This is a genomic window from Microbacterium sp. LBN7, assembly GCF_045690345.1.
Classification (GTDB): Bacteria; Actinomycetota; Actinomycetes; order Actinomycetales; family Microbacteriaceae; genus Microbacterium.
On the sequence record NZ_CP147856.1, the window covers coordinates 2225063 to 2245805 of the forward strand.

Genomic DNA, 20743 nt, shown 5'->3' on the forward strand with positions numbered 1-20743 from the left:
CGCCTGCGTGAGGAGACGACATGTCCGACGAGAAGAAGATCCCTGCCGACGCCGGCGCCGGCGCGACAGCGTCCGCCGAACTGACCGACGAGCAGCTCGCCGAGGTCGCCGGCGGCAACGGCCATCCGATTCCGGGGCGGCACATGGACAAAGCCGAGATCGAGAAGGCCCTCCGCGGCGGGAATTAGCGCGCCGACGCGGCCGAGGAGGCGACCTGCGTCTATGGAGGCGGCTTCGCCGGCGGAACACACTTGTTCTGCGAGTGCACAAGGCCTCGCCTGCGTGAGGAGACGACATGTCCGACGAGAAGAAGATCGCTGCGGAAGCCCCCGCCCCCGAAGAGACGGCAGCGGCAGAGCTGACCGAAGAGCAGCTCGAGCAGGTCGCCGGCGGCGGCGCCTACCCGGACCAGGGGCGCGGGGGTGGGAACATCTCCCTCGAGGAGAAGGTCCTCCGCGGCTGGAAGTAGAGGAAGCCGGAGGCCGAGGCTAGGCGCGCATGCGGAGACGCTGCTCCGCGAGCCTCGGCACCGCCTGCTCGCGCGCGGCCCGGCGGGCGGTCGCGACGGCGCCGACCGACACGACCTCGGCGCCGAGCTGGGAGGCGAGGATCTCGGGTGCCGGCAGGTGCAGCTCCCCGGGGAGCACGCGGCGCGCCGCGGCCAGCACGGGCTCGACGCTCTCGGCGACGGCGCCGCACACGATGACGCGCGCCGGGTCGTACATGCTGCCGAGCACACCGACGACGCGGGCGACCGTGCCGCCGACGCGGTCGGTGATGAGCATCGCGTCCTCGTCGCCTGACGCGGCGAGGGTCAGGACCAGTCGGGGGTCGATGCGCTCCGCCGCGACGAGGCGCCCGACCGCGCTGTCACGATCGATCTCACCGGCGTCGACGGCCGCCTGCGCGTGGTTGCGCACGGCGTACGAGAGCCCGAACGCCGAGCCGACGCCGATGATGTGGTCGAACACGACACCCTCGCCGACACCGCCGTGCGCCCCGTGCAGGACGTGGCCGTCGACGACGACTCCGCCGCCGAAGCGCTCGCTGGCGAGCAGAGCGACGTAGTCCCGGCATCCGATCGCGGCTCCGACCGCGCCCTCGGCGATCGCGGCGAGCTGGGCGTCGTTCTTGATCTCGACGACCGGCGCCCAGTCGCGCAGGGCATCGGCGAGTCCCGGGTTGGTGCGCTCCCAGAAGCCGTCGGGGTGCGGCGGTGAGATGCCGTTGCGGTCGACGGGAGCGGCGACCCCGACGCACAGGGCCAGGACCTGCTCGCGGGTCACTCCGGCTTCCGCGAGCGCCGCGCGCAGACTCTCGATGATCGTCGCGCGCCGCTCTTCGGCGGAGTGGGTCGGGTCGACCTCGATGCGATGGTGCACGAGCGACGTCTCGAGCGGATCGGCGACGGTCACCGCGAGATGCGTGTCGCCCGCGTCGATGCCGACGACGACGCCGAGGTCGGGGGAGAGGGAGAAGCGGCGAGCGGGGCGGCCGGAGCGGTAGCTGCCGACCGCGCGGGCGTTGGGGAGCTCGCGCAGCACCTCGGCGTCGAGCAGCGTGTCCATCGCGTCGATCGCGGTGGACCGGGTCAACGACGTGCCCGCCATGACCTCGGTCGCCGTGAACTCGCCGGCCGCCCAGGCGAAGTCGAGCACCGCTCCGACGCTTGCGCGCCCGGTGCCGAGATCCGCCGAGACTTCTGTCACGCCCCTTGACCTTTCTGTCGTGCCAATGAGAGAGTACCTCTCGACAGAGTAAATTCGCTCACTAGATTTAGTACGCGGATATACGGGGACCGAGAGGACGATGGTGTCTGAGAAACGAACACGCGCACTGCGGACGATCGCGGGAGCCCTCGGGCTCACCCTGGTCGGAGCCGCACTCACGAGCTGTGCGGCCGGCTCGGGGGCGGAGACCATCCGCTTCACCTTCAGCAAGCGCGAGGCCATCGAGTTCATGACCGAGCTCGTCGCGGAGTACAACTCCTCGCAGGACGACGTGAAGGTCGAGATCGACACCTCGGGTGTCGACGTCGTCTCCGCCAGCTTCGTGCGGGGCAACCCGCCCGACATCATGCTCGCCAACTACAACTACGAGATCGCCCGGTTCGTGCAGCGCTGCGCCCTCACCGATCTCTCCGACACCGATGCCGCCGCCGGCATCCGCGACGACCTGCAGCCTCTGATGGACCAGTACGGCTCCTGCGAGGGCCGCACCAGCGCACTCCCGTACTCCGTGATGGCGGCATCCGTCATCTACAACAAGGAGATCTTCGACGCGCAGGGTCTCGACGTCCCGCAGACCTGGGACGAGCTGCTCGCCGTGTGCGACCAGCTGAAGCAGGCGGGCATCGACCCGTTCTACGCCACCTTCAAGGACGACTGGACCGTCGCACAGGGCTGGTACGACTACACGGCCGGCGGCTCGGTCGACGTGATCGACTTCTTCGACGCGCTCGCCGAAGAGGGCACGGAGGTCGGCCCCGACTCCCCGGTGTCCTTCCAGCAGGACTTCGCCGAGCCCATGGACCGGATGATGCAGCTCGCGAGCGAGTACACGAACACGGATGCCGCGAGCCGCGGCTACGGCGACGGCAACCTCGCGTTCGGCAAGGGCGAGGCGGCGATGTATCTGCAGGGCCCATGGGCCTTCAGCGAGATCGAGAAGACCGCGCCGGACCTCGACCTCGGCACCTTCCCGCTGCCGATGACCGACGACCCCGCGGACCTGGGCGTGCGGGTCAACATGGACCTCGCCGCGATGATCCCCGAGGAGTCTCGTCACCAGGAGGCCGCGCGGGACTTCCTCGAGTACCTCTACCTCCCCGAGAACATCGAGGCCTACAACGCCTCGCAGCTCGGATTCACGCCGACGACCGGTGCACCGGCGCCGGACGATCCGCGGGTCGAGGGGATGATCGAGTACTACGACAACGGCCAGATCTACCAGGGGCCTTCGGTGCTCGTGCCCAAGACGCTCCCGATGTTCAACTACGCGCAGGCCATGGTCCTCGGCGCATCGCCCGAGTCGACGCTGCGCACGATGGACGCCGACTGGGCGCGGATCGCCTTCCGCGCACCGATACCCACCACTCAGGATTCCGCATCCGGCGAGACATCCTCATCCGGCGAGACAGAGGAGTCGACGCCATGACGAACACCGCTCTGCCGAACCCGGCAGTCCCGAGCATCACCAAGCCTCCGGCCCCGTCGACCGACACGACGTCGGTCATCACCGGCGGCGCGCGCGGGCTGCGTCGCCGCACCAAGCGCGTCGAGCCGATCTACTACCTGTTCCTGCTTCCGACCCTGGCGCTCTTCACACTCGCGATCACCGTGCCGGGCGTGGTGGGCATCTTCTTCAGCTTCACCGACTCGATCGGCATCGGCGAGTGGAGCTTCAACGGGCTCACCAACTACATCGCGATGTTCAGCGACCCGGCGATCCTGCAGAGCTATCTGTTCACCTTCGGCTTCTCGATCGCCACCGTGATCGTGGTCAACGTGGTCGCCTTCCTGCTCGCGGTCGGCCTGACCTCGCGCATACGCTTCAAGACCGGCCTGCGGACGATCTTCGTGATCCCGATGGTGATCTCGGGCATCATCATCGCCTACGTCTTCAACTTCCTGTTCTCGAATTCGATCCCGGCCGCAGGTGCCGTCACCGGCATCCCGTGGCTGCAGACCAGCCTGCTCGCGAACCCGGATCTCGCCTGGATCGCGATCGTGATCGTGACCGCCTGGCAGGCGGTTCCCGGCACGCTGCTGATCTACATCGCCGGACTCCTGTCGGTGCCCGGCGAGGTGTACGAGGCCGCGAGCATCGACGGCGCGAACAAGAGGCAGCAGCTTCTGCGCATCACGCTCCCGCTCGTCGCCGGCTACGTGGTGATCAACGTGATCCTCGGCTTCAAGGGCTTCCTCAACGCCTACGACATCATCGTCGGGCTCACCAACGGCGGCCCCGGCACCTCGACCCGCAGCGTCGCCATGACGATCATCGCGGGCTTCAACGGCGGCGACTACGCCTACCAGATGGCCAACGCGACCATCTTCTTCATCGTCGCCGTGCTCATCTCCCTCCTCCAGCTGTCGCTGACGCGCGGAAGGAACGCACTCTGATGTCGACGCAGACGATCACCACCCAGACCGCGGGCAAGAAGCCCCGCATCAAGATGGAGCGGCCCAACTGGTCGGGCACGATCATCCTGATCCTGTGCACGGTCACCGTTCTCCTCCCGCTCTACGTCACCATCTCGATGGCGTTCAAGACGACAGGGCAGGCCGTCGACGGCAACGCCTTCTCGCTCCCCGCGCCGTTCAGCATCGACGGGTTCGTCGAGGCGTGGAACCTGACGAAGTTCCCGGTCGGCGCCGGCATCTCGCTGCTGGTCACCGCGGGCACGGTCGCGGCGACCATCATCCTCGCGGCGTTCGCGTCCTATGCGATCGTGCGCAACTGGGACCGCAGGCTGTTCCGCTGGTCGTTCTTCTACCTGCTCGCGGCGATGTTCATCCCGTTCCCGGTCGTGGCGCTGCCGCAGATCCAGCTCACGGGACGCGTCGGGCTCGACAATCCGTTCGGCGTGATCATCCTGGCCACGATGTTCCAGCTGAGCTTCAGCGTGCTGCTGTTCACCGCGTTCCTGCGGTCGATCCCGATCGAGCTCGAGGAGAGCGCGCGGATCGACGGCGCCACGACCTGGCAGACGTTCTGGCGGCTGATCTTCCCGCTGCTGGCTCCGATGAGTGCGACGGTCGGCATCTTCGCGTTCCTCTACGCCTGGAACGACTTCATGATGCCGTCGCTGATCATCTCGGACCCCGCGATGCAGACGCTCCCGGTGCGGCAGAACCTGTTCCAGAACCAGTTCAGCAACAACTACAACGTCGCCTTCGCCTCGTACCTGATGGCGATGGCCCCCGCGATCCTGGCGTACCTGTTCACGCAGCGCTTCGTCATGGAGGGCGTCACGCAGGGCGCCGTCAAGGGCTGACGACCCATGGGTCCCTGAGCCCGTCGAAGGGCCACCGACCGCAACAAGAAAGAAGGAGTTCTCCCCTCATGACCGACGCGCTTCTCGTCGAGACCCGCAAGGCCGATTCCGCCGCCTGGTGGCGGCAGGCCGCCGTGTACCAGATCTATCCGCGGAGCTTCGCCGACGCGAACGGCGACGGGCTGGGTGACATCCCCGGCATCGTCTCCCGCGCCGACTACCTCAGAGACCTCGGCATCGACGCGGTGTGGCTGAGCCCGTTCTACCCCTCGGCGCTCGCCGACGGCGGCTACGACGTGGCCGACTACCGGAACGTCGATCCCCGCCTCGGAACGCTCGACGACTTCGACGCGATGGTCGAGGCGCTGCATGCCCGCGGCATCCGGGTCGTGGTCGACATCGTGCCGAACCACAGCTCCGATCTGCACGTGTGGTTCCAGGAGGCGCTCGTCGCGGGCCGCGGTTCGGCGGCGCGCGAGCGCTACATCTTCCGCGAGGGGGCAGGTCCCGAGGGATCCGAGCCGCCGACGGACTGGGGCGCGGCGTTCGGCGGCAGCGCCTGGGAGCGTGTCGAGGACGGGCAGTGGTACCTGCACAGCTTCGCGGTGGAGCAGCCCGATCTGAACTGGGATCACCCGGAGGTGCGCGCCGACTTCCTCGAGACGCTGCGCTTCTGGTCGGACCGCGGAGTCGACGGCTTCCGCATCGACGTCGCCCACATGCTCACGAAGGACCTCACCGAGCCGCTGCCGAGTCAGGCCGAGCTCGATGCGATGGATCGCACGTCGGGCCGGCATCCGCTCCTCGATCGCGACGAGGTGCACGAGATCTACGCCGAGTGGCGTGCGGTGTTCGACGAGTACGATCCGCCGCGCACCGCGGTCGCCGAGGCCTGGGTCGAGACCCCGGAGCGCCGCGCCCGCTACGCCTCGGCCGAAGGGCTCGGGCAGGCGTTCAACTTCGACCTGCTCGTCGCCGAGTTCGTCGCCGAGGACTTCCGCGACGTCATCACCGAGAACCTCGAGCAGGCGCAGGCGAGCGGTTCGTCGACGACCTGGGTGCTGTCGAACCACGACGTGACCCGGCACGCCACCCGCTATGGGCTGCCGTCGCTGCGCGGCCGCGCGGTCAAGCAGGGCACGGAGTGGGTCGCCGCGGGTGGCCCGTCGGACCAGCTCGACCGCGAGGGCGGGCTGCGCCGTGCGCACGCCGCGACCCTGATGCTGCTCGGCCTTCCCGGCAGCACCTACCTCTACCAGGGCGAGGAGCTCGGGCTGCACGAGGTCGCGCAGATCGCGCCCGAGCAGCGCCAGGACCCGGCGTTCCTGCGCGAGGAGGCGTTCGACGGACTCGGGCGAGACGGATGCCGCGTGCCGCTGCCGTGGACGGCATCCGGCTCTTCCTTCGGTTTCGGCTCGGGTGACGCGCACCTCCCGCAGCCCTCCTGGTTCGCGGAGTACGCGGTCGACGTCGAGGCGGCCGACCCGACATCGACGCTCTCCCTCTACCGAGAGGCGCTGCGCCTGCGGCATGTGCTGCAGGCTGAGGAACGTCTGGAGTGGATCGAGACCGGACGCGATGACGTGCTGCGCTTCGCCCGCCCCAACGGGTGGCAGGTCGTGACGAACTTCGGCGTCGAGCCGTTCGACCTCGGGGCGGATGCCGCTGACGTCGTACTGGGCGAGGTCGTCGACGGGGCCGTTCCGGGAGAGACGACGGTCTGGATCGCGCCGGCGGGTCTCGTCGGCTGATCGCGCGAGAGGGGGAGCGGCTCGTGATGAGTCGCTCCCCCTCCTTCACGCCTCTGGCACAGCGGCCGGCGCGGCACGGCGCGCGCGTCGGGCCTCGAGGATCAGGACGATGATCGTCGCCGGCACCGACAGGAAGAGCAGGATCTGTCCGATGGCGGCGAAGGCGTTCAGCACTCCGAAGAGCGGCGATCCGGCACTGCCCTGCGCGGCCATCTGGAGGAAGTTGTTCGTGAAGTGCACGGCGATCGCGAGCCAGAGACCCCCGGCCCGTCGTGCGAGGTAGCAGGCGGTGCCGAGCACGAACGTGAACAGCAGCTGGCTGAGCGTCGACGGCAGGTCAGCCCCCGAGATCAGGTTCAGCAGGTGCATCGCCGCGAATCCCGCCGACGTGATCAGCCACACGGCCCATTCCGGCACGCGTGAGCCGCGCAACCCGACGAGCACCACTCCGCGCCACCCGATCTCCTCCTGGAAGACGATGCCGCCCATGGCGATCACCTGCAGGACGATGAGAGAACCCGAAGGTTCCGGTGTCGCGGCGATGCCGAGGATCGCCGTCAGGGCGAATGCGCACGCGGTCGCCCACGGAACGATGGCGAACGCACGCGGGCGCAGCGGTGTCGGCTCGAACTGCAGCACCCGCCACCATCCGGCGACGGTGATGATCGCCACGATCACGAGGACCTCGTACGCGGGGCCGTCGAAGAAGTAGTCGGCAAGCGCCCTCTGATCGGTGAGCAGCCCGAAGACGTCGCTCGCATTGGGCTCGGGAGGCTTCCCCCCGAACGGCATCGCGAGGAGCAGGACGAGTGGGGCGATGAGCCACACCAGCACATAGACCGTTGCGAGGGGCGCCGTGGGTCGGAGGGCACGCCCTTCGAGGGGGAGCGGCAGGGCGGGGGAGCGGCGGGTGCGGGGAGGGATGGTCATCTGAACTCCGAAAGGTCGGCTGGGGTGAGAAAGGCCCGAGCCTAGTGAGGCGGCTTCCACGTCACTCCGACCGGCTGTGAACGGCACCGCCGTCCCGAGTTGATAATGGTTCTCATTAGCACGTAGAGTGAGAGCATGCACAAGCCCTTCGCCGCTCTCGCCCTCGCATCCGTCGCCGCTCTCGCGCTCGCCGGATGCTCCACCCCCGCCGCGGGCGGGAGCGAAGACGGCAAGGTCCAGGTCGTGGCGAGCACCAACGTCTACGGCTCGCTCGCCGCGCAGATCGGCGGCGACCGCGTCGACGTGACCTCGATCATCACCTCCGTGACGCAGGACCCGCACTCCTACGAGGCGACCGCCCGCGATCGCCTGACCGTGCAGAAGGCCGACCTCGTGATCGAGAACGGCGGCGGCTACGACGCGTTCATCGACGACCTGCTCGACGGATCGGATGCCGAGGTGCTCACGGCCGTCGAGTTCTCGCACGACTTCCCCGGCAACGAAGGCCACGAAGAGGGCGACGCTGACGCGGAGGAGCACGACCACGAGCACGCCGAGGGCGAAGAGGGTCACGAGGGCCACAACCACATCGAGGGCTTCAACGAGCACGTGTGGTTCGACCCGCACACGATGATCCACGTCGTGGAGGACATCGCGGCCGACCTGGCGGAGCTCGACCCCGAGGGCAAGGCCGACTTCACTGCCGCGGCCGACGCGATCGTCGCCGAGCTGGAGGGGTTCGAGACCGACCTCGAGACGATCAAGACGGAGGCCGCCGGCGCGAAGGTCTTCATGACCGAGCCGCTCCCCGGCTACATCGCCGCAGCCGCCGGACTGACCGACGTCACCCCTGAGGGCTTCGCCGAGGCCGTCGAGGAGGGCACGGATGTCGCCCCTGCCGTGCTGCTGGACGCGCTGAACGTGATCGACAGCGGCGAGGTCACCGCGCTGCTCACCAACGCGCAGACCGGCGGTGCCGAGACGGACCGCGTGGAGACGGCCGCGAACGACGCCGGCATCCCGGTCGTGGCCTTCACCGAGCTCCTGGAGGACGGATCGTCGTACTCTGAGTGGATGCGTGACGCGATCAAGAGCCTCGCCGCCGCCGTCCAGCCGTGACGGCGCCCGGTCGAGAGGGTCAGGGGCCCGACTCGGGCGACCGCCCGGTGCTGGAGATCTCCGGCGCCGCCCTCCACCGCGGGGACCGTGAGCTGTGGTCGGGGCTCGACCTGAGGGTGGAGCCGGGCGAGTTCATCGCCGTGCTCGGCCCGTCGGGATCCGGCAAGACCACGCTGCTGCGCAGCATCCTGGGTCTTCAGCCTCTGTCGTCGGGGACGATCACGGTCGCGGGTCAGCCCGTGCACCGCGGCAACGCGCGCATCGGCTACATCCCGCAGCAGCGCTCGCTCGCGCCCGACACGAGCATGCGGGCGCGCGACCTGGTGGCGCTCGGCGTGCAGGGGAGCCGCTTCGGATTCCCGATCCCGCACCGCGGCGACCGGGCCAAGGTCGATGGCCTCCTCGAGGCGGTGGGCGCCGCGCACTTCGCCGATCGTCGCGTCGGCCTGCTCTCCGGCGGCGAGCAGCAGCGGCTGCGCGTCGGCCAGGCGCTCGCCGACGAGCCGTCGCTGCTCCTGTGCGACGAGCCGCTGTCGAACCTCGACCTGGCGAACCAGCTCGGCGTGACCGACATCATCGACCGGCAGCGCCGCGAGCGCGGCGCCGCGGTGCTCTTCGTCACGCACGACATCAACCCGATCCTCAACCGCGTCGACCGGATCCTGTACATCGCGGGCGGGCGCTTCCTCCTCGGCACCCCGGAAGAGGTGCTGCAGACGCGCGTGCTCACCGACCTCTACGGGACACCCGTCTTCGTGCTCCGCGCCGGGGATCGCCTGGTCGTCGTCGGAGTACCGGATGCCGAGCCGCACCACGACCACGGCGACCACGAGCACGGAGCAGACGCATGATCGCGTCGGCGGGCCTCGTGCCGATGGTCGACTGGAGCGACGTCTTCTCCTTCCAGGACTACGGCGAGCTCGTGGCCCTGCTCGCCAACTCGATCATCGCCGGCGCCGTGCTCGGCATCGTCGGCGGCCTCATCGGCGTCTTCGTCATGCAGCGGGACCTCGCGTTCGCGGTGCACGGGGTGAGCGAGCTGTCGTTCGCGGGTGCGGCCGCCGCCCTCCTGTTCGGCGGCAGCGTCGTCGCCGGATCGCTCGGCGGAGCACTCGTGGCAGCGATCCTCATCGGCGTGCTCGGGGCGAAGGCGAGAGACCGCAACTCGATCGTCGGCGTGCTCATGCCGTTCGGCCTCGGCCTCGGCATCCTGTTCCTCTCGCTGTACGACGGGCGCAGCGCCAACCGCTTCAGCCTGTTGACCGGACAGATCGTCTCGGTCTCGAGCCCCGACCTCGGCTGGCTGATCGGCATCAGCATCGTCGTGCTGCTCGGGCTGCTCGTGATGTGGAACCCGCTGCGCTTCGACTCGCTCGACCCGGAGTCGGCCGCCGCGCGAGGAGTGCCCACCCGCGCCGTCAGCCTGATCTTCATGGTGCTGCTCGGACTCATCGTCGCGGTCAGCGTGCACATCATCGGCGCGCTGCTCGTCATGGCGCTGCTCGTGACACCGGCCGCTGCCGCGATGCGCATCACGGCGGGGCCCGTCGCGGTGCCGCTGCTCGCCGCGCTGTTCGGCTTCGTCTCGGCCGTCGGCGGCATCCTGCTCGCCCTCGCCGGCACGCTCCCCGTGAGCCCGTACATCACGACCCTGTCGTTCACGATCTACGTCGTGTGCTGGATCGTGCAGCGCGTCCGGGCCCGCGTGCGCCGCGTGGCCTGACCGCTGCGGGCATGCGCATGGCGGGAATATCGCTACACGTGTGGCGGGTTGCTACACTGTAGTGCATGGTAGCTCCCACGAACGTTCGCTTCAGTGAGCCCGTCCATGAGGCCCTGACCCGATACGTGCACCTCACCGGTCAGACGAAGTCCGGGGTCATCAACAGTGCCGTCGAAGAGTGGTTGAGGATGCAGGTGCACACCGGCATCCGGTTCGTCACGATCGAGACCGGTGAGAGGCGCGCGCGACTTGTCGACGGACCCGAGGTATGGACCATCGCGGAAGCATGGCTGGCGCACGAACCGGAGAGTCGCAGGGTTCCGGAGCTGGTGGACGTTCTCGGGTTGCCGGAGCGGTCGATCGAGGCTGCTCTGAGCTACTGGGCGGACTTTCGCGCTGAGATCGACGGCGTGATCGAGCGGCATCGCGCTGCCCAAGACGAGGCGCTCGCGGCCTGGGAGAGGCGCCGCGCGATTGACGCCGCCTGACGTCCGATTTCTCCTCGACGAGCATTACCCGGCGTGGCTGGCCGACGCGCTTCGCGACGGAGGCATCGACGCAGAAGCCGTCGTCGAGCGGGAGGACCTTGTCGGCGCCCCCGACACGACCGTCCTCCAGGTCGCCACCGATGAGCATCGGCTCGTGATCACCGAGGATGTGAATACCTTTGCGCTCGCCATGCATCGCATCCCTGGGCACGGCGGAGTCGTCTTCAGCCACCACAGGCGCTTCCCTCGAAACCGGCATGGGCTCGAAGGTCTGAGGCTGGCCCTGATCGCCTTTGCGGCGACGCCGCCTTCGTCGAGCGGTGAGCCGTCCTTCGTGTGGTGGTTGTGAAAGCGAATCGTCGGGTCGGGAGCGGATGCCGCGACTCACACCCGGGCGAGCGCCTCGATGTCCTCGAGGAACTGGGCGGCGGTCTCCGGCGACACCGTCGTGCGCGTGCCGGCGATCGCGTCGAGGTAGTCCTGCGTGCTCGGGCCGACGGCATCCGCTGCCGCGTCCGCGATGCCCGGCGTCCGTGACCCGACAGCCGCCTCGAATGCCCGCTGCGAGGCGCTGCGGGCGGCGAACTCGATGTCGGCCGGCGAGAATCCGTCGGTGCGCTGGACGAGCACGTCGATGTCGACGGCATCGCGGGTGATGTCGGGGATGTAGCGGCTCCAGATGGCGGCACGCGCGGCACGGTCGGGCAGCCCGATCGGGATCACGTAGTCGAACCGGCCGTGGCGCAGGAACGCGCTGTCGAGGGCGCGGATGAAGTTCGTCGCGCACACCAGCAGGCGGCCGGGCTGCTCGCGGAACGCCGGGATGATCTTCAGCAGCTCGTTCGTCACGCCCTGCAGCGGCGACGGCGGCTCCCCTGAGCGCTGGGCCGCGATCTCCTCGACCTCGTCGATGAAGACCACCGCGTGCTCGAGCTCCGAGATCTTGGTGAAGGTCTCGCGCAGCGCCCCCGCCAGCCCCTTCGGGTCGGCCGCGAGGCGCGAGGGGAACACCTCGACGAACGACCATTCGAGCCGCGAGGCGATGGCCTTGGCGAACGTGGTCTTGCCGGTGCCGGGAGGGCCGAACAGCACCACCGCGCGCGGGGGCACGACGCCGAAGCTCTCGGCGAGATCCTGCTCGGCGAGAGGCAGCACGAGTCTCTGCTCGAGGATGTCCTTCTCGCGACGCATACCCGACACCGACTCCCACAGGTCGCGCGGCATCTGCCGGCCGCCCAGCTCGGCGAGCGAGGTGAGCTCCTGCCGCTGCACGGGGATGCGGCGCTCGAAGTAGCGGAGGTGATGCTTCTGCTCGAATCCCCGGGCGTCGAACGCCGCCAGACGCGTCTCGACCTCGGGCATCAGAGCAGACAGCTTGGTCAGGCCGTACGGGGCCATGCTCTTCTCGAGCGCGGCGAGCAGCGCCGATCCGATCCCGCGATCGCGCCAGGCGTCGTCGATGGCGAAGAACACCACCCAGCCCTGATCGTGGGCCGCACGTCCCACCACGGCCGCGATCACCTCGTCGCCGTGGACCGCGACGATCGCGTGATCCTTCTGGCAGGAGGCGACGACCTCGCTGAGGTCGTACACCGGCTCGGAACCCGAGCGCTTCAGCTCCTCCCAGAGATGGAGGATGCCGCCCAGATCGTCGTTGTGGAACTCGCGCAGTCGCCAGCCGGTCATCGGGACTCCCTCGTCTCGGATGCCGCCACGATACCGGCGCGGTGCGCCATCACCCAGACGGGTGCGTAATACGAGACGCTCCCAGCCCTCGCCAACCCCCGCCGCCTAGACTTGTCCCATGGCTCAACGGAACACCTGGCAGCGCGAACGCGTGCGCGAAGCGCTCGCCGACGCGCGCGGTTTCGTGAGCGCGCAGAACCTGCACGCCGCGCTGCGTGACGACAACACCGGGATCGGACTCGCGACCGTGTACCGCGCGCTCGCCGGACTCGCCGCATCCGGCGACGCGGACTCGCTGCAGAGCCCGGAGGGCGAGGCGCTCTATCGCGCCTGCACCACCCAGGCCCACCACCACCACCTCATCTGCCGTTCCTGCGGTCTGACGGTCGAGATCGAGGCGAAGGACGTCGAGCAGTGGGCGCACCGCACCGCCGCTCTCCACGGGTTCACCGAAGCCGCGCACGTGGTCGACATCTTCGGACTGTGCACGCCCTGCACGAACAAGCGCGACGCCGAACGGGCAGCGAACGCGTGAGCCCCTCGGCAGGCACGGCGACCCGCCCGGGGCATACGCACGCGCACCGCCCGACACGCTCGCCGCGTTCCGCGTGGGTAGGCCTCGGCCTCGGCGTCGCGATCATCGCGGCGCTCTTCCTCGTCGACCGATTCCTGCCGTCCCTCTTCCCCGCGTCGCTGCCGACCCGCGCGCAGGACGGGCTCACGCTCGCCCTCAGCGTGCTCATCGAGGCTCTGCCGTTCGTGGTCCTCGGCGTTCTGCTCTCGATCGTGGTGCAGGTCTGGCTCCCGGCCGACGTCATCCACCGGTGGCTGCCGAAGCGCGCCTGGGCACGTCGTGCGGTGCTGTCGCTGCTCGGGATGCTGATCCCGGTCTGCGAGTGCGGCAACGTGCCGTTCGCGCGCGGCCTCATGATGCGCGGGCTCGCTCCGGCCGAGGCGCTGACGTTCCTCATCGCCGCGCCGATCGTCAATCCGATCGTGATCCTCACCACCCATGCGGCATTCGGGTGGGACGGCGGCATCCTCATCGCCCGCCTCGTCGGCGGGTACCTGATCGCCAATCTCATCGGCTGGATCTACAGCCGGCATCCGTCGCCCGACTCCCTGCTGACGCAGCGCTTCGTCGACACGTGCGACCGTGTCACGCACGAGCCGGGCACGCCGGTGCGCCGCAGCCTCACGCAGTTCCTCGTCGAGCTGCGTGCCGTCATGCCCGCGCTCGTGATCGGATCCGCGCTCGCCGGAGCCGTGCAGGTGCTCATCCCGCGCGACATGCTCCTCGCGATCGGATCGAATCCGGTGCTCTCGATCGTCGCGATGATGGTGCTCGCGATGACCGTCGCCATCTGCTCGAACGTCGATGCGTTCTTCGCCCTGTCCTTCGCGTCGACGTTCTCGTCCGGCGCGCTGGTCGCGTTCCTGCTGGTCGGGCCGCTCGTCGACATCAAGATGCTCGCGCTCATGCGCACCACGTTCACCGGACGCACACTGGCCGGCATCGTCGGCGTCGTGGTGGCGGCGGCCTTCGCGATCGGGATCGGGGTGAACGTCCTTGTCTGAGCAGACGGTTTCTCGTGCGCGGGCCCTCGGCACGCGCTGGCTCGGCGTCGGCCTGGCCGCGGTCATCGCCGTCGTCACGCTCGGTCTCGGCATCACCGGACGGCTGACCCTCTACATCAGCCCCGAATCGGTGTGGTTCGCGTGCGCCGCGGCCGTCGTGACCCTGGCCGGAGCGCTCTGGTCGTTCGCGCTTCCCCTCGGCGAGGAGGGCGACCACGACCACGGGCACGGCCACGATCACGGGCACGGAGCGGATGCCGCAGACGACGCGCATGACGCGCCGCGACCGGCGGCCTCGCCCCGGAGAACCCTCGCCGCCGTCGGCGCGGTCACCGGCGGAGTCGTCGCCACGGGCGTGGTCGCCGCCGCCCTCGTGCTGCCGCCGGCGTCGTTGTCGGTGGAACTGGCGATGTCGCGCGCGGGGGAGCAAACCGCACTCTTCGCCGGGGCCGACACCGTCGCTCTCGGCGTCGCGGACACCACGACCTTCGGCATCGGCGACTGGGCGAGCGTCTTCGCCACCGCGACGAACACGACCGCGTACGACGGGGCCGCGGTCACCCTCACCGGCTTCGTCACGCCCGGTGCTTCGGGCGACGACGGCGTGAACCTCACCCGTCTGGTCATCACGCACTGCGTGATCGACGCGCAGACCGCCACCCTGCCGGTCTCGGTCGACCCCGACGAGTACCCCACCGGCCAGTGGGTCGAGATCACCGGAACCGTCAGAGCGGATGCCGACGGCGACCTCCACATCGAGCCGACCGACGTCGTCGCGATCGATGAGCCGGGGGATCCGTATGAGTACTGAGGACGAGCGGCCGGAGATCCCCGCCGTCCCGCGCACGCGCGCGGAGATGCGCGCCGCCCGCGAGGCCGCAGAGGCCGCGGAGGCGGAGCGGATCACTCGCGCGGCCGCGCCCGCGGAGCAGACCGAACGGAGCGCCGACCAGCCGGATGCCGGCGCGGACGAGGCGGCTGTTCGAGAAGCGGCTGCCCGGGAGGCGGCTGCCCGTGAGGCTGTTCGCCTGGCCGGTGAGCGCGAGATCGCCGAGCAGGAAGCCGCTGCCCGGAAGATGGCCGCCTTCGAAGCCGCGGCTCGGGAGGATGTCGAGGCGGCTGCTCGGGAGGATGTCGAGGCGGCTGTCGCGGCCGACCTCGGTGAAGGGCTCGAGAGGGATGCGGTTTCCGCGGTTCCCGTCGCCCCCGAGTCGGTGCTGGCCGGGCTGACGCCGGTCGACACCGCGACGTCGGTCCCTCGCGGGCCCGTGCGGAACCCGCGCCGCTTCCTCATCGCCCTCGGCGCCGTCCTCGGCGTGCTGGTGCTGGTCGGAACCGGCCTCGGCATCGTCAGCCTCCTGCAGGGACCGCGCATCTCCGAGGTGCAGGTCGATCCGGCGCAGGCGATCGAGTCCTCGGGCAGTCGAGTCATCATCACCGCGAACCAGGCGCTCGCCGACATCGACCCCGAACAGGTCACGGTCGAGCCCGCGGTGCCGTTCACGGTCGACGCGTCCGGCCGCGGAGTCGGCATCCGCTTCACCGTGCCGCTCGACGAGTCGACGAAGTACACGGTGCGCGTCGCCGATGTCGCGGGAAGGGGCGGCGGGCCGTCGACCGACCTCCGCACGACGTTCACGACCCCGGCCTCGAACATCTTCCTGCTCCGGCGCGACGCCTCCGGCGATGACACCATCTTCCGCACCGACCTCAGCGGCGAGAACGCGGTGCCCGTGTTCTCGCACGAGGAGATCAACGACTTCCGGGCGACGTCGACCCAGCTGGTCGTCTCCGTCGCGGAAGACGACGGCTCCCGGCTGCTCGTGATGGACCGCGACGGCACGGACGAGCGCGAGCTGAAACTCCCCGGCGTGGGATTCGTCGGGGCGATCCAGGTCTCCGAGCGCGGCGGGCTCGTCGGCTACAGCTACTCGGACCGCGAGCTCAGCGACACCGAGGGTCGTGCCAGCGTGCTCGTCACCCAGTCGCTGAGCGGGGACGACGATCCGCAGATCATCGAGGTCGGCGACGCCGAGGCGAGCGTCTTCGTCTGGCAGTTCGTCCCCGACAGCGCCGCCGTGCTGTTCATCGACTTCGACGGTGCGCTGTCGCTCGTCGACCGTTCGACCGACGCGGGAGTGCAGTCGCTGGGACTCGCGTCCACGATCCAGGGGATCTCCCGCGGAACGTACACCGCGATCGTGGAGCGCGTCGACGGCTCCGTGGTGGAGATCAACCTCGCCGACGGGTCGGAGGCGCCGCTCGCGGCATCCGATCCCGACTACGGCACGGCGACCTCGATCACCCCCTTCCCCGGCGGCACTCTCCGCCATGTCGTGCAGCGCGACGCGAACGGCATCCCGGTGGGGCAGGCGGTCATCCGCGTGGACGAGGACGGCACGGCGACGCCGCTGGTCGAGGTCGGCTCGTCCGACCGGATCCTCCAGGCCTGCGCATCGCCGAGCGGACAGTACGCCGCGGTGGCCCTCGCCGCCGACATGGCGAACAACCCGTACGACGGGATGCTCCTGCCGCTGCCCGAGAACGTCGAGACGCACCTCATCGACATGGATTCCGGCAAGGAGCTCGTCGCTCTCACGGGCTTCGACGCCTCCTGGTGCCAGACGGCCCCGCGGTTCTGAGATGGGCTCGCGGCTCTGAGATGACCGACCACGATGCGCGGCGTCGCGCCACGCGCGCGGAGCTGAGCGGCTCGGCGGTCGATGTCGCGCCTCGTCTGCTCGACGCGGAGCTGCGCACGGTGCTCACGGCACCCGATGCCGGCCCCGTCGAGGTGCGGCTGCGCATCACCGAGGTCGAGGCCTATCACGGGCAGGGCACGGGCGACTTCGCGGACCCGGGATCCCATGCCCGGATGGGGCGGACGGCGCGCAACGCCACGATGTGGGGCGAACCCGGGCATCTGTACGTGTACCTGAGTCACGGCATCCATTCCTGCGTCAACGTCGTCGCCGGTCCCGAGGGGCAGGGCGACGGGGTGCTGCTCCGCGCCGGCGAGGTCGTCTTCGGGACGGATGCCGCAGCCCGGCGCCGTGGCGCGACACTGCCGCTCGGACGCACGGCGCTGCGCGATCTCGCGCGAGGACCCGGTCGGCTCGGGCAGGCCGTGGGCCTTCGGCATCCGCTGCATGACGGGATCGACGCGATCACGGGCGAGGAACAGCACGGCGCGCGGGCGGAGCTGTGGCTCGCGGAGCGCCGCACCAACATCGCCACCGGCCCTCGTGTCGGCGTGGCCGGCGTCGCCGGAACGGACGCCTTCCCGTGGCGGTTCTGGCTCGACGGGGATCCGACGGTGTCGCCGTTCCGCTGGGGACGCGGGGCGCAGGCGGCCTCTTCCGGCGTGCTAGACTGACTCTTTGTCTGCGCACACTCCTGTGCGCAGTTCGCGTGCCGGTTGGGTTTTCTCGGTTCCTGAGCTTGTCGAAGGAGTCGAAGGGCCCGCGGCGTGCAGACAAGGGATCTTGGGTGGGGCCGTCCGGCCCCACGGTAGAGAAGGAGTCACCATCATGGCAGCAGTGTGCCAGGTGACCGGAGCTGTTCCCGGTTTCGGTCACAACGTCTCGCACTCGCACCGCCGGACGAAGCGCCGCTTCGACCCGAACGTGCAGAAGAAGACCTATTTCGTGCCGTCGCTCGGCCGTAAGATCACGCTCAACGTGTCCGCCAAGGGCATCAAGGTGATCGACGTCCGCGGCATCGAGAACGTGGTCAAGGACCTCCAGGCGAAGGGTGTGAAGCTCTAATGGCCAAGAAGGCTCAGGACGTCCGTCCGATCATCAAGCTGCGTTCGACGGCGGGTACGGGTTACACGTACGTGACCAAGAAGAACCGCCGCAACACCCCCGACCGCCTCGTGCTGAAGAAGTACGACCCGGTCGTCCGCAAGCACGTCGAATTCCGAGAGGAGCGTTGATCAATGGCTAAGAAGAGCAAGATCGCTCGCAACGAGCAGCGCAAGGTCATCGTGGAGCGTTACGCCGAGCGTCGCGCCGAGCTGAAGAAGACCCTGGTCGACCCGAACGCCACCGACGAGGCCCGCGAGGCCGCACGCGTCGGCCTGCAGAAGCTGCCGCGCAACGCGTCGCCTGCTCGCGTGCGTTCGCGCGACGTCATCGACGGCCGCCCCCGCGGTGTCCTCACGAAGTTCGGCATCTCGCGTGTCCGCTTCCGTGACATGGCACACCGTGGCGAGCTGCCCGGCGTGACCAAGTCGAGCTGGTAAGCACCCGCTGAAAAGGGGCGAGGATCTTCGGATCCTCGCCCCTTTTCGCGCGTCCGGGGTCAGGCCCCTGCGGCATCCGCATCCGCATCCGCGCGCAGCGGCGCGGTGTCGGGCTGACTTCGCAACCTCGGGCTGAAGATCGAGGCGGCAGGTTCCGCCTGACGCGGTGTCTTCCTCCCGACGGTGAGCCTCCGACTTCTCGTCCACAGTGGGCGCTGTCACTCAGCTCTGCACATGCTCCGCGGAGCGACGGGCGAAGCTCCGCAGGAGATGCGCACGCCGGGCAATATCGGCACTCATGGATCCGATATCTGCGCTGCGGGCGCGCGATGGGGTAGCGAGAGTCAGAACGCTTCGGCGAGTCGGCGTCAGCGATCACGATCTGCGTCGAGCGCGAGAACGAGGGGTGATCTTCTCGGTGTGCCGGGGCTGGGTCGCGTTGCGCGGAGCCGATGGGATGCTGGTGGCCGCGGCACGACGGGGGGTCGTGCTCAGCTGCGTGACGCTCGCCGCTCGCAAGGGGCTGTGGGTGCTCGACGATTCGCAGCCCCATCTCGCGGCGCCACCGCGGTCAGGCCACGCGTCGGCTGCGCGCGGAGTCATCCATTGGAACACGCCGACCTTCCCTCGCGATCCGGATTCCTGCGAGGACTCGCTCGAGAACGCGTTGGTGATCCTTGCCCGGTGCCAACCGTACGAGAGCGCCTTGGCGACATGGGAGTCGGCCTTCAGGCAGAGGCTGGTCGATCCAGCGGAGCTCGAGCGAGCCCCGTTGCCGCCCATCGCCCGTCGGCTGGTCGAGGAAGCGCGACCGTTCGCCGACTCGGGCACCGAGACGATCTTCCTCACGCGGCTCGCCTGGCTCGACCTGGCGATCACCCCGCAGGTGTGGATTCTGGGACACCGGGTGGACTTCCTGATCGGCGAGCGCCTCATAGTCCAGGTCGACGGAGGTCATCACGTCGGCGCGCAGCGCTCCAGTGACATCGCGCACGATGCTCTGTTGACGCTGCATGGTTATCACGTGATCCGCATCGGCTACGACCAGCTCATGAATCAGTGGCCGTGGGTGCAGCGGACCATCCTCGCCGCCATCGGGCAGCGGCTTCACCGTGCAGCCTGATGCGTTCGCGAGCGCCTCACACACAGTCGGGCGGAGATCTCGCCGATGGGCGGAGGATGCATTCGCAAACCTCCGCCCATCGATGAGATCTCCGCCCGACAAGGTGCGGGAAGCGCGCGGCGCGCAGCGCCCGGGCATCAGGCGACGGATGCCGTCGCGTGCGCCTCGGCCCAGGCGAGGGCCTCGTCGGCGATCTGCTCCCAGCCGTCCTGGCTGACGAGCCGGTGCGTGCGGCCGGCGTACTCCTTGCGCTCGACGATCGCTGCGCTGCCGGTGGAGAGGTACTTCTTCTCGATCGCCCGTACGATGGCCGGCGGCACGACGTGGTCGATCTCTCCGGCGATCAGGAGCAGCGGGGCGCGGTCGGCGCGGCTGTAGTCGACGTGGGTCACGCCGCCCTTCTCGTTGAGCACCGAGGTGACGCCCTCGAAGAAGACCCGGTTGTACGAGTTCACCGCGTACTCCTCCCACAGGGCGTCGGATGCCGCGCGGGGCAGGTCGTTGCCGAACGTGAAGTGGAAGTGGCGCTTCGACAGCGGCTTCGCGCCGTTGCGTCCGAAGGGGTTCGAGAGGATCGGCGTGCCGGTCCACAGAGTGGAGAGGGGGAGCGCCGTGACGCCGGCCGTCTGCCCCGGTGCGACGCCGACGTACGCGACGCCGAGTCCGCGATCGGCGAGCATCTGGGTGATCACTCCGCCGAACAAGTGGCCCATGATGATCGGCTTGGCCGGGAGGGCGCGGATGATGCGCTCGTAGTGGTCGGCGATCTGCTTCAGGCCGATGCCCTTGAGAGCTGCCGGGTTGCGACGGATGTCCTCGACCGTGCGGTCGTCGATGCCGGGCCACCCGGGAACGATGACCTCGTGGCCCTTCGCGCGGAAGCGCTCTGCCCAGGTGTCCCAGCTCTTCGGCGTCATCCACAGTCCGTGGATCAGGACGATCGGGGTCTTGTCGGTGCTGTTCATGATTTCTTCTCCTGTCTGCGGCCCCGCCCTCTGCGGTGGCTGTACAGTGATAGTAGACCGAACGTTCTATCTACCGCAACCCCTTGGACAAACTTCTTTTCCGCGATCGGATTCGAGGGGCGGATGCGGTGGATC

The 20743-nt window shown here is 69.2% G+C and carries 24 protein-coding genes; 20 read left to right on the forward strand and 4 right to left on the reverse strand.

The annotated features are described in order from the left end of the window. Positions 1-20 precede the first annotated feature (20 nt). The gene (locus tag LBN7_RS10675; protein ID WP_165807965.1) at positions 21-188 is read left to right on the forward strand and encodes a hypothetical protein; all 168 of its coding nucleotides are present in this window, start codon (positions 21-23) and stop codon (positions 186-188) included. 107 nt (positions 189-295) lie between these two features. Further along, entirely contained in the window at positions 296-469 is a 174-nt protein-coding gene (locus LBN7_RS10680; protein WP_165807966.1) for a hypothetical protein, read from the forward strand. 19 nt (positions 470-488) lie between these two features. Here LBN7_RS10680 and LBN7_RS10685 read toward each other — a convergent pair whose 3' ends face one another. Then, entirely contained in the window at positions 489-1709 is a 1221-nt protein-coding gene (locus LBN7_RS10685; RefSeq protein ID WP_407359607.1) for an ROK family protein, read from the reverse strand. Positions 1710-1809: 100 nt separating this feature from the next. On the opposite strand from LBN7_RS10685, the gene LBN7_RS10690 reads away from it, so the two are divergent. The 4 genes from LBN7_RS10690 to LBN7_RS10705 all read left to right on the forward strand — a co-directional run bounded on the left by LBN7_RS10690 (position 1810) and on the right by LBN7_RS10705 (position 6750). Further along, positions 1810-3156, forward strand: a complete 1347-nt coding sequence (locus tag LBN7_RS10690) for an ABC transporter substrate-binding protein (protein WP_407359608.1) — start codon at positions 1810-1812, stop codon at positions 3154-3156. Continuing rightward, positions 3153-4124: a sugar ABC transporter permease gene (locus LBN7_RS10695; protein WP_341947133.1), complete on the forward strand. Its 972-nt coding sequence runs from the start codon at positions 3153-3155 to the stop codon at positions 4122-4124. The genes LBN7_RS10690 and LBN7_RS10695 overlap by 4 nt, the downstream gene beginning before the upstream one ends. Beyond that, positions 4124-4999 carry a carbohydrate ABC transporter permease gene (locus tag LBN7_RS10700; protein WP_341947135.1) on the forward strand — a complete coding sequence of 292 codons (876 nt, stop codon included), beginning with the start codon at positions 4124-4126 and terminating at the stop codon, positions 4997-4999. The genes LBN7_RS10695 and LBN7_RS10700 overlap by 1 nt, the downstream gene beginning before the upstream one ends. 68 nt (positions 5000-5067) lie before the next feature. Next, complete coding sequence (locus LBN7_RS10705) at positions 5068-6750, forward strand: glycoside hydrolase family 13 protein (RefSeq protein ID WP_341947136.1); 1683 nt, start codon at positions 5068-5070, stop codon at positions 6748-6750. Between the two features lie 45 nt (positions 6751-6795). On the opposite strand, the gene LBN7_RS10710 is transcribed toward LBN7_RS10705, so the two are convergent. Next, positions 6796-7680: a CPBP family intramembrane glutamic endopeptidase gene (locus LBN7_RS10710; RefSeq protein ID WP_341947137.1), complete on the reverse strand. Its 885-nt coding sequence runs from the start codon at positions 7678-7680 to the stop codon at positions 6796-6798. Between the two features lie 135 nt (positions 7681-7815). Here LBN7_RS10710 and LBN7_RS10715 point away from each other — a divergent pair, with 135 nt between their 5' ends. The 5 genes from LBN7_RS10715 (at position 7816) to LBN7_RS10735 (ending at position 11359) form a co-directional block, all read left to right on the forward strand. Continuing rightward, on the forward strand, positions 7816-8799 hold the full coding sequence (locus LBN7_RS10715; protein ID WP_407359609.1) for a metal ABC transporter solute-binding protein, Zn/Mn family: 984 nt from the start codon (positions 7816-7818) through the stop codon (positions 8797-8799). Beyond that, positions 8796-9650 carry a metal ABC transporter ATP-binding protein gene (locus LBN7_RS10720; RefSeq protein WP_116633532.1) on the forward strand — a complete coding sequence of 285 codons (855 nt, stop codon included), beginning with the start codon at positions 8796-8798 and terminating at the stop codon, positions 9648-9650. The genes LBN7_RS10715 and LBN7_RS10720 overlap by 4 nt, the downstream gene beginning before the upstream one ends. A 23-nt stretch (positions 9651-9673) precedes the next feature. After that, positions 9674-10522: a metal ABC transporter permease gene (locus LBN7_RS10725; RefSeq protein ID WP_341947808.1), complete on the forward strand. Its 849-nt coding sequence runs from the start codon at positions 9674-9676 to the stop codon at positions 10520-10522. A 194-nt stretch (positions 10523-10716) separates the two neighbouring features. Beyond that, complete coding sequence (locus LBN7_RS10730) at positions 10717-11010, forward strand: hypothetical protein (RefSeq protein WP_407359610.1); 294 nt, start codon at positions 10717-10719, stop codon at positions 11008-11010. Then, positions 10997-11359 (forward strand): DUF5615 family PIN-like protein, encoded by a 363-nt coding sequence (locus LBN7_RS10735; RefSeq protein WP_407359611.1) that lies wholly within the window; start codon positions 10997-10999, stop codon positions 11357-11359. Before LBN7_RS10730 ends, LBN7_RS10735 begins: the two co-directional genes overlap by 14 nt. 35 nt (positions 11360-11394) lie before the next feature. Here LBN7_RS10735 and LBN7_RS10740 read toward each other — a convergent pair whose 3' ends face one another. Further along, positions 11395-12696, reverse strand: a complete 1302-nt coding sequence (locus tag LBN7_RS10740) for an ATP-binding protein (protein WP_116633535.1) — start codon at positions 12694-12696, stop codon at positions 11395-11397. A 118-nt stretch (positions 12697-12814) separates the two neighbouring features. On the opposite strand from LBN7_RS10740, the gene LBN7_RS10745 reads away from it, so the two are divergent. From LBN7_RS10745 to LBN7_RS10785, 9 genes are all read left to right on the forward strand, one after another. Next, positions 12815-13231, forward strand: a complete 417-nt coding sequence (locus LBN7_RS10745; RefSeq protein WP_116633536.1) for a Fur family transcriptional regulator — start codon at positions 12815-12817, stop codon at positions 13229-13231. Beyond that, the gene (locus tag LBN7_RS10750; protein WP_116633537.1) at positions 13228-14274 is read left to right on the forward strand and encodes a permease; all 1047 of its coding nucleotides are present in this window, start codon (positions 13228-13230) and stop codon (positions 14272-14274) included. The genes LBN7_RS10745 and LBN7_RS10750 overlap by 4 nt, the downstream gene beginning before the upstream one ends. Beyond that, positions 14267-15085 carry a TIGR03943 family putative permease subunit gene (locus LBN7_RS10755; protein WP_407359612.1) on the forward strand — a complete coding sequence of 273 codons (819 nt, stop codon included), beginning with the start codon at positions 14267-14269 and terminating at the stop codon, positions 15083-15085. The genes LBN7_RS10750 and LBN7_RS10755 overlap by 8 nt, the downstream gene beginning before the upstream one ends. Next, positions 15075-16916 (forward strand): hypothetical protein, encoded by a 1842-nt coding sequence (locus tag LBN7_RS10760; protein WP_407359613.1) that lies wholly within the window; start codon positions 15075-15077, stop codon positions 16914-16916. The genes LBN7_RS10755 and LBN7_RS10760 overlap by 11 nt, the downstream gene beginning before the upstream one ends. A gap of 20 nt (positions 16917-16936) precedes the next feature. Then, positions 16937-17650, forward strand: coding sequence for a DNA-3-methyladenine glycosylase (locus LBN7_RS10765; protein WP_407359614.1), 714 nt, complete (start codon positions 16937-16939; stop codon positions 17648-17650). 154 nt (positions 17651-17804) lie between these two features. After that, on the forward strand, positions 17805-18041 hold the full coding sequence (gene rpmB, locus LBN7_RS10770; protein ID WP_017203559.1) for a 50S ribosomal protein L28: 237 nt from the start codon (positions 17805-17807) through the stop codon (positions 18039-18041). Then, a complete protein-coding gene (gene rpmG / locus LBN7_RS10775) occupies positions 18041-18211 on the forward strand; it encodes a 50S ribosomal protein L33 (protein WP_046014935.1) in 171 nt (56 codons plus the stop codon). The genes rpmB and rpmG overlap by 1 nt, the downstream gene beginning before the upstream one ends. A gap of 3 nt (positions 18212-18214) precedes the next feature. After that, the gene (rpsN, locus tag LBN7_RS10780; RefSeq protein ID WP_017829734.1) at positions 18215-18520 is read left to right on the forward strand and encodes a 30S ribosomal protein S14; all 306 of its coding nucleotides are present in this window, start codon (positions 18215-18217) and stop codon (positions 18518-18520) included. A gap of 406 nt (positions 18521-18926) precedes the next feature. Beyond that, positions 18927-19643 (forward strand): endonuclease domain-containing protein, encoded by a 717-nt coding sequence (locus LBN7_RS10785; protein ID WP_407359615.1) that lies wholly within the window; start codon positions 18927-18929, stop codon positions 19641-19643. A 137-nt stretch (positions 19644-19780) separates the two neighbouring features. On the opposite strand, the gene LBN7_RS10790 is transcribed toward LBN7_RS10785, so the two are convergent. Further along, positions 19781-20608, reverse strand: coding sequence for an alpha/beta hydrolase (locus tag LBN7_RS10790; protein WP_407359616.1), 828 nt, complete (start codon positions 20606-20608; stop codon positions 19781-19783). Positions 20609-20743: the final 135 nt, after the last annotated feature.

Coding starts and splice junctions, on each gene's coding strand:
- LBN7_RS10675 (WP_165807965.1), top strand. CDS start 21: ATGTCCGACGAGAAGAAGATCCCTGCCGACGCCGGCGCCGGCGCGACA.
- LBN7_RS10680 (WP_165807966.1), top strand. CDS start 296: ATGTCCGACGAGAAGAAGATCGCTGCGGAAGCCCCCGCCCCCGAAGAG.
- LBN7_RS10690 (WP_407359608.1), top strand. CDS start 1,810: ATGGTGTCTGAGAAACGAACACGCGCACTGCGGACGATCGCGGGAGCC.
- LBN7_RS10695 (WP_341947133.1), top strand. CDS start 3,153: ATGACGAACACCGCTCTGCCGAACCCGGCAGTCCCGAGCATCACCAAG.
- LBN7_RS10700 (WP_341947135.1), top strand. CDS start 4,124: ATGTCGACGCAGACGATCACCACCCAGACCGCGGGCAAGAAGCCCCGC.
- LBN7_RS10705 (WP_341947136.1), top strand. CDS start 5,068: ATGACCGACGCGCTTCTCGTCGAGACCCGCAAGGCCGATTCCGCCGCC.
- LBN7_RS10710 (WP_341947137.1), bottom strand. CDS start 7,680: ATGACCATCCCTCCCCGCACCCGCCGCTCCCCCGCCCTGCCGCTCCCC.
- LBN7_RS10715 (WP_407359609.1), top strand. CDS start 7,816: ATGCACAAGCCCTTCGCCGCTCTCGCCCTCGCATCCGTCGCCGCTCTC.
- LBN7_RS10725 (WP_341947808.1), top strand. CDS start 9,674: ATGGTCGACTGGAGCGACGTCTTCTCCTTCCAGGACTACGGCGAGCTC.
- LBN7_RS10740 (WP_116633535.1), bottom strand. CDS start 12,696: ATGACCGGCTGGCGACTGCGCGAGTTCCACAACGACGATCTGGGCGGC.
- LBN7_RS10745 (WP_116633536.1), top strand. CDS start 12,815: ATGGCTCAACGGAACACCTGGCAGCGCGAACGCGTGCGCGAAGCGCTC.
- LBN7_RS10760 (WP_407359613.1), top strand. CDS start 15,075: ATGAGTACTGAGGACGAGCGGCCGGAGATCCCCGCCGTCCCGCGCACG.
- LBN7_RS10765 (WP_407359614.1), top strand. CDS start 16,937: ATGACCGACCACGATGCGCGGCGTCGCGCCACGCGCGCGGAGCTGAGC.
- rpmB (WP_017203559.1), top strand. CDS start 17,805: ATGGCAGCAGTGTGCCAGGTGACCGGAGCTGTTCCCGGTTTCGGTCAC.
- rpmG (WP_046014935.1), top strand. CDS start 18,041: ATGGCCAAGAAGGCTCAGGACGTCCGTCCGATCATCAAGCTGCGTTCG.
- rpsN (WP_017829734.1), top strand. CDS start 18,215: ATGGCTAAGAAGAGCAAGATCGCTCGCAACGAGCAGCGCAAGGTCATC.
- LBN7_RS10790 (WP_407359616.1), bottom strand. CDS start 20,608: ATGAACAGCACCGACAAGACCCCGATCGTCCTGATCCACGGACTGTGG.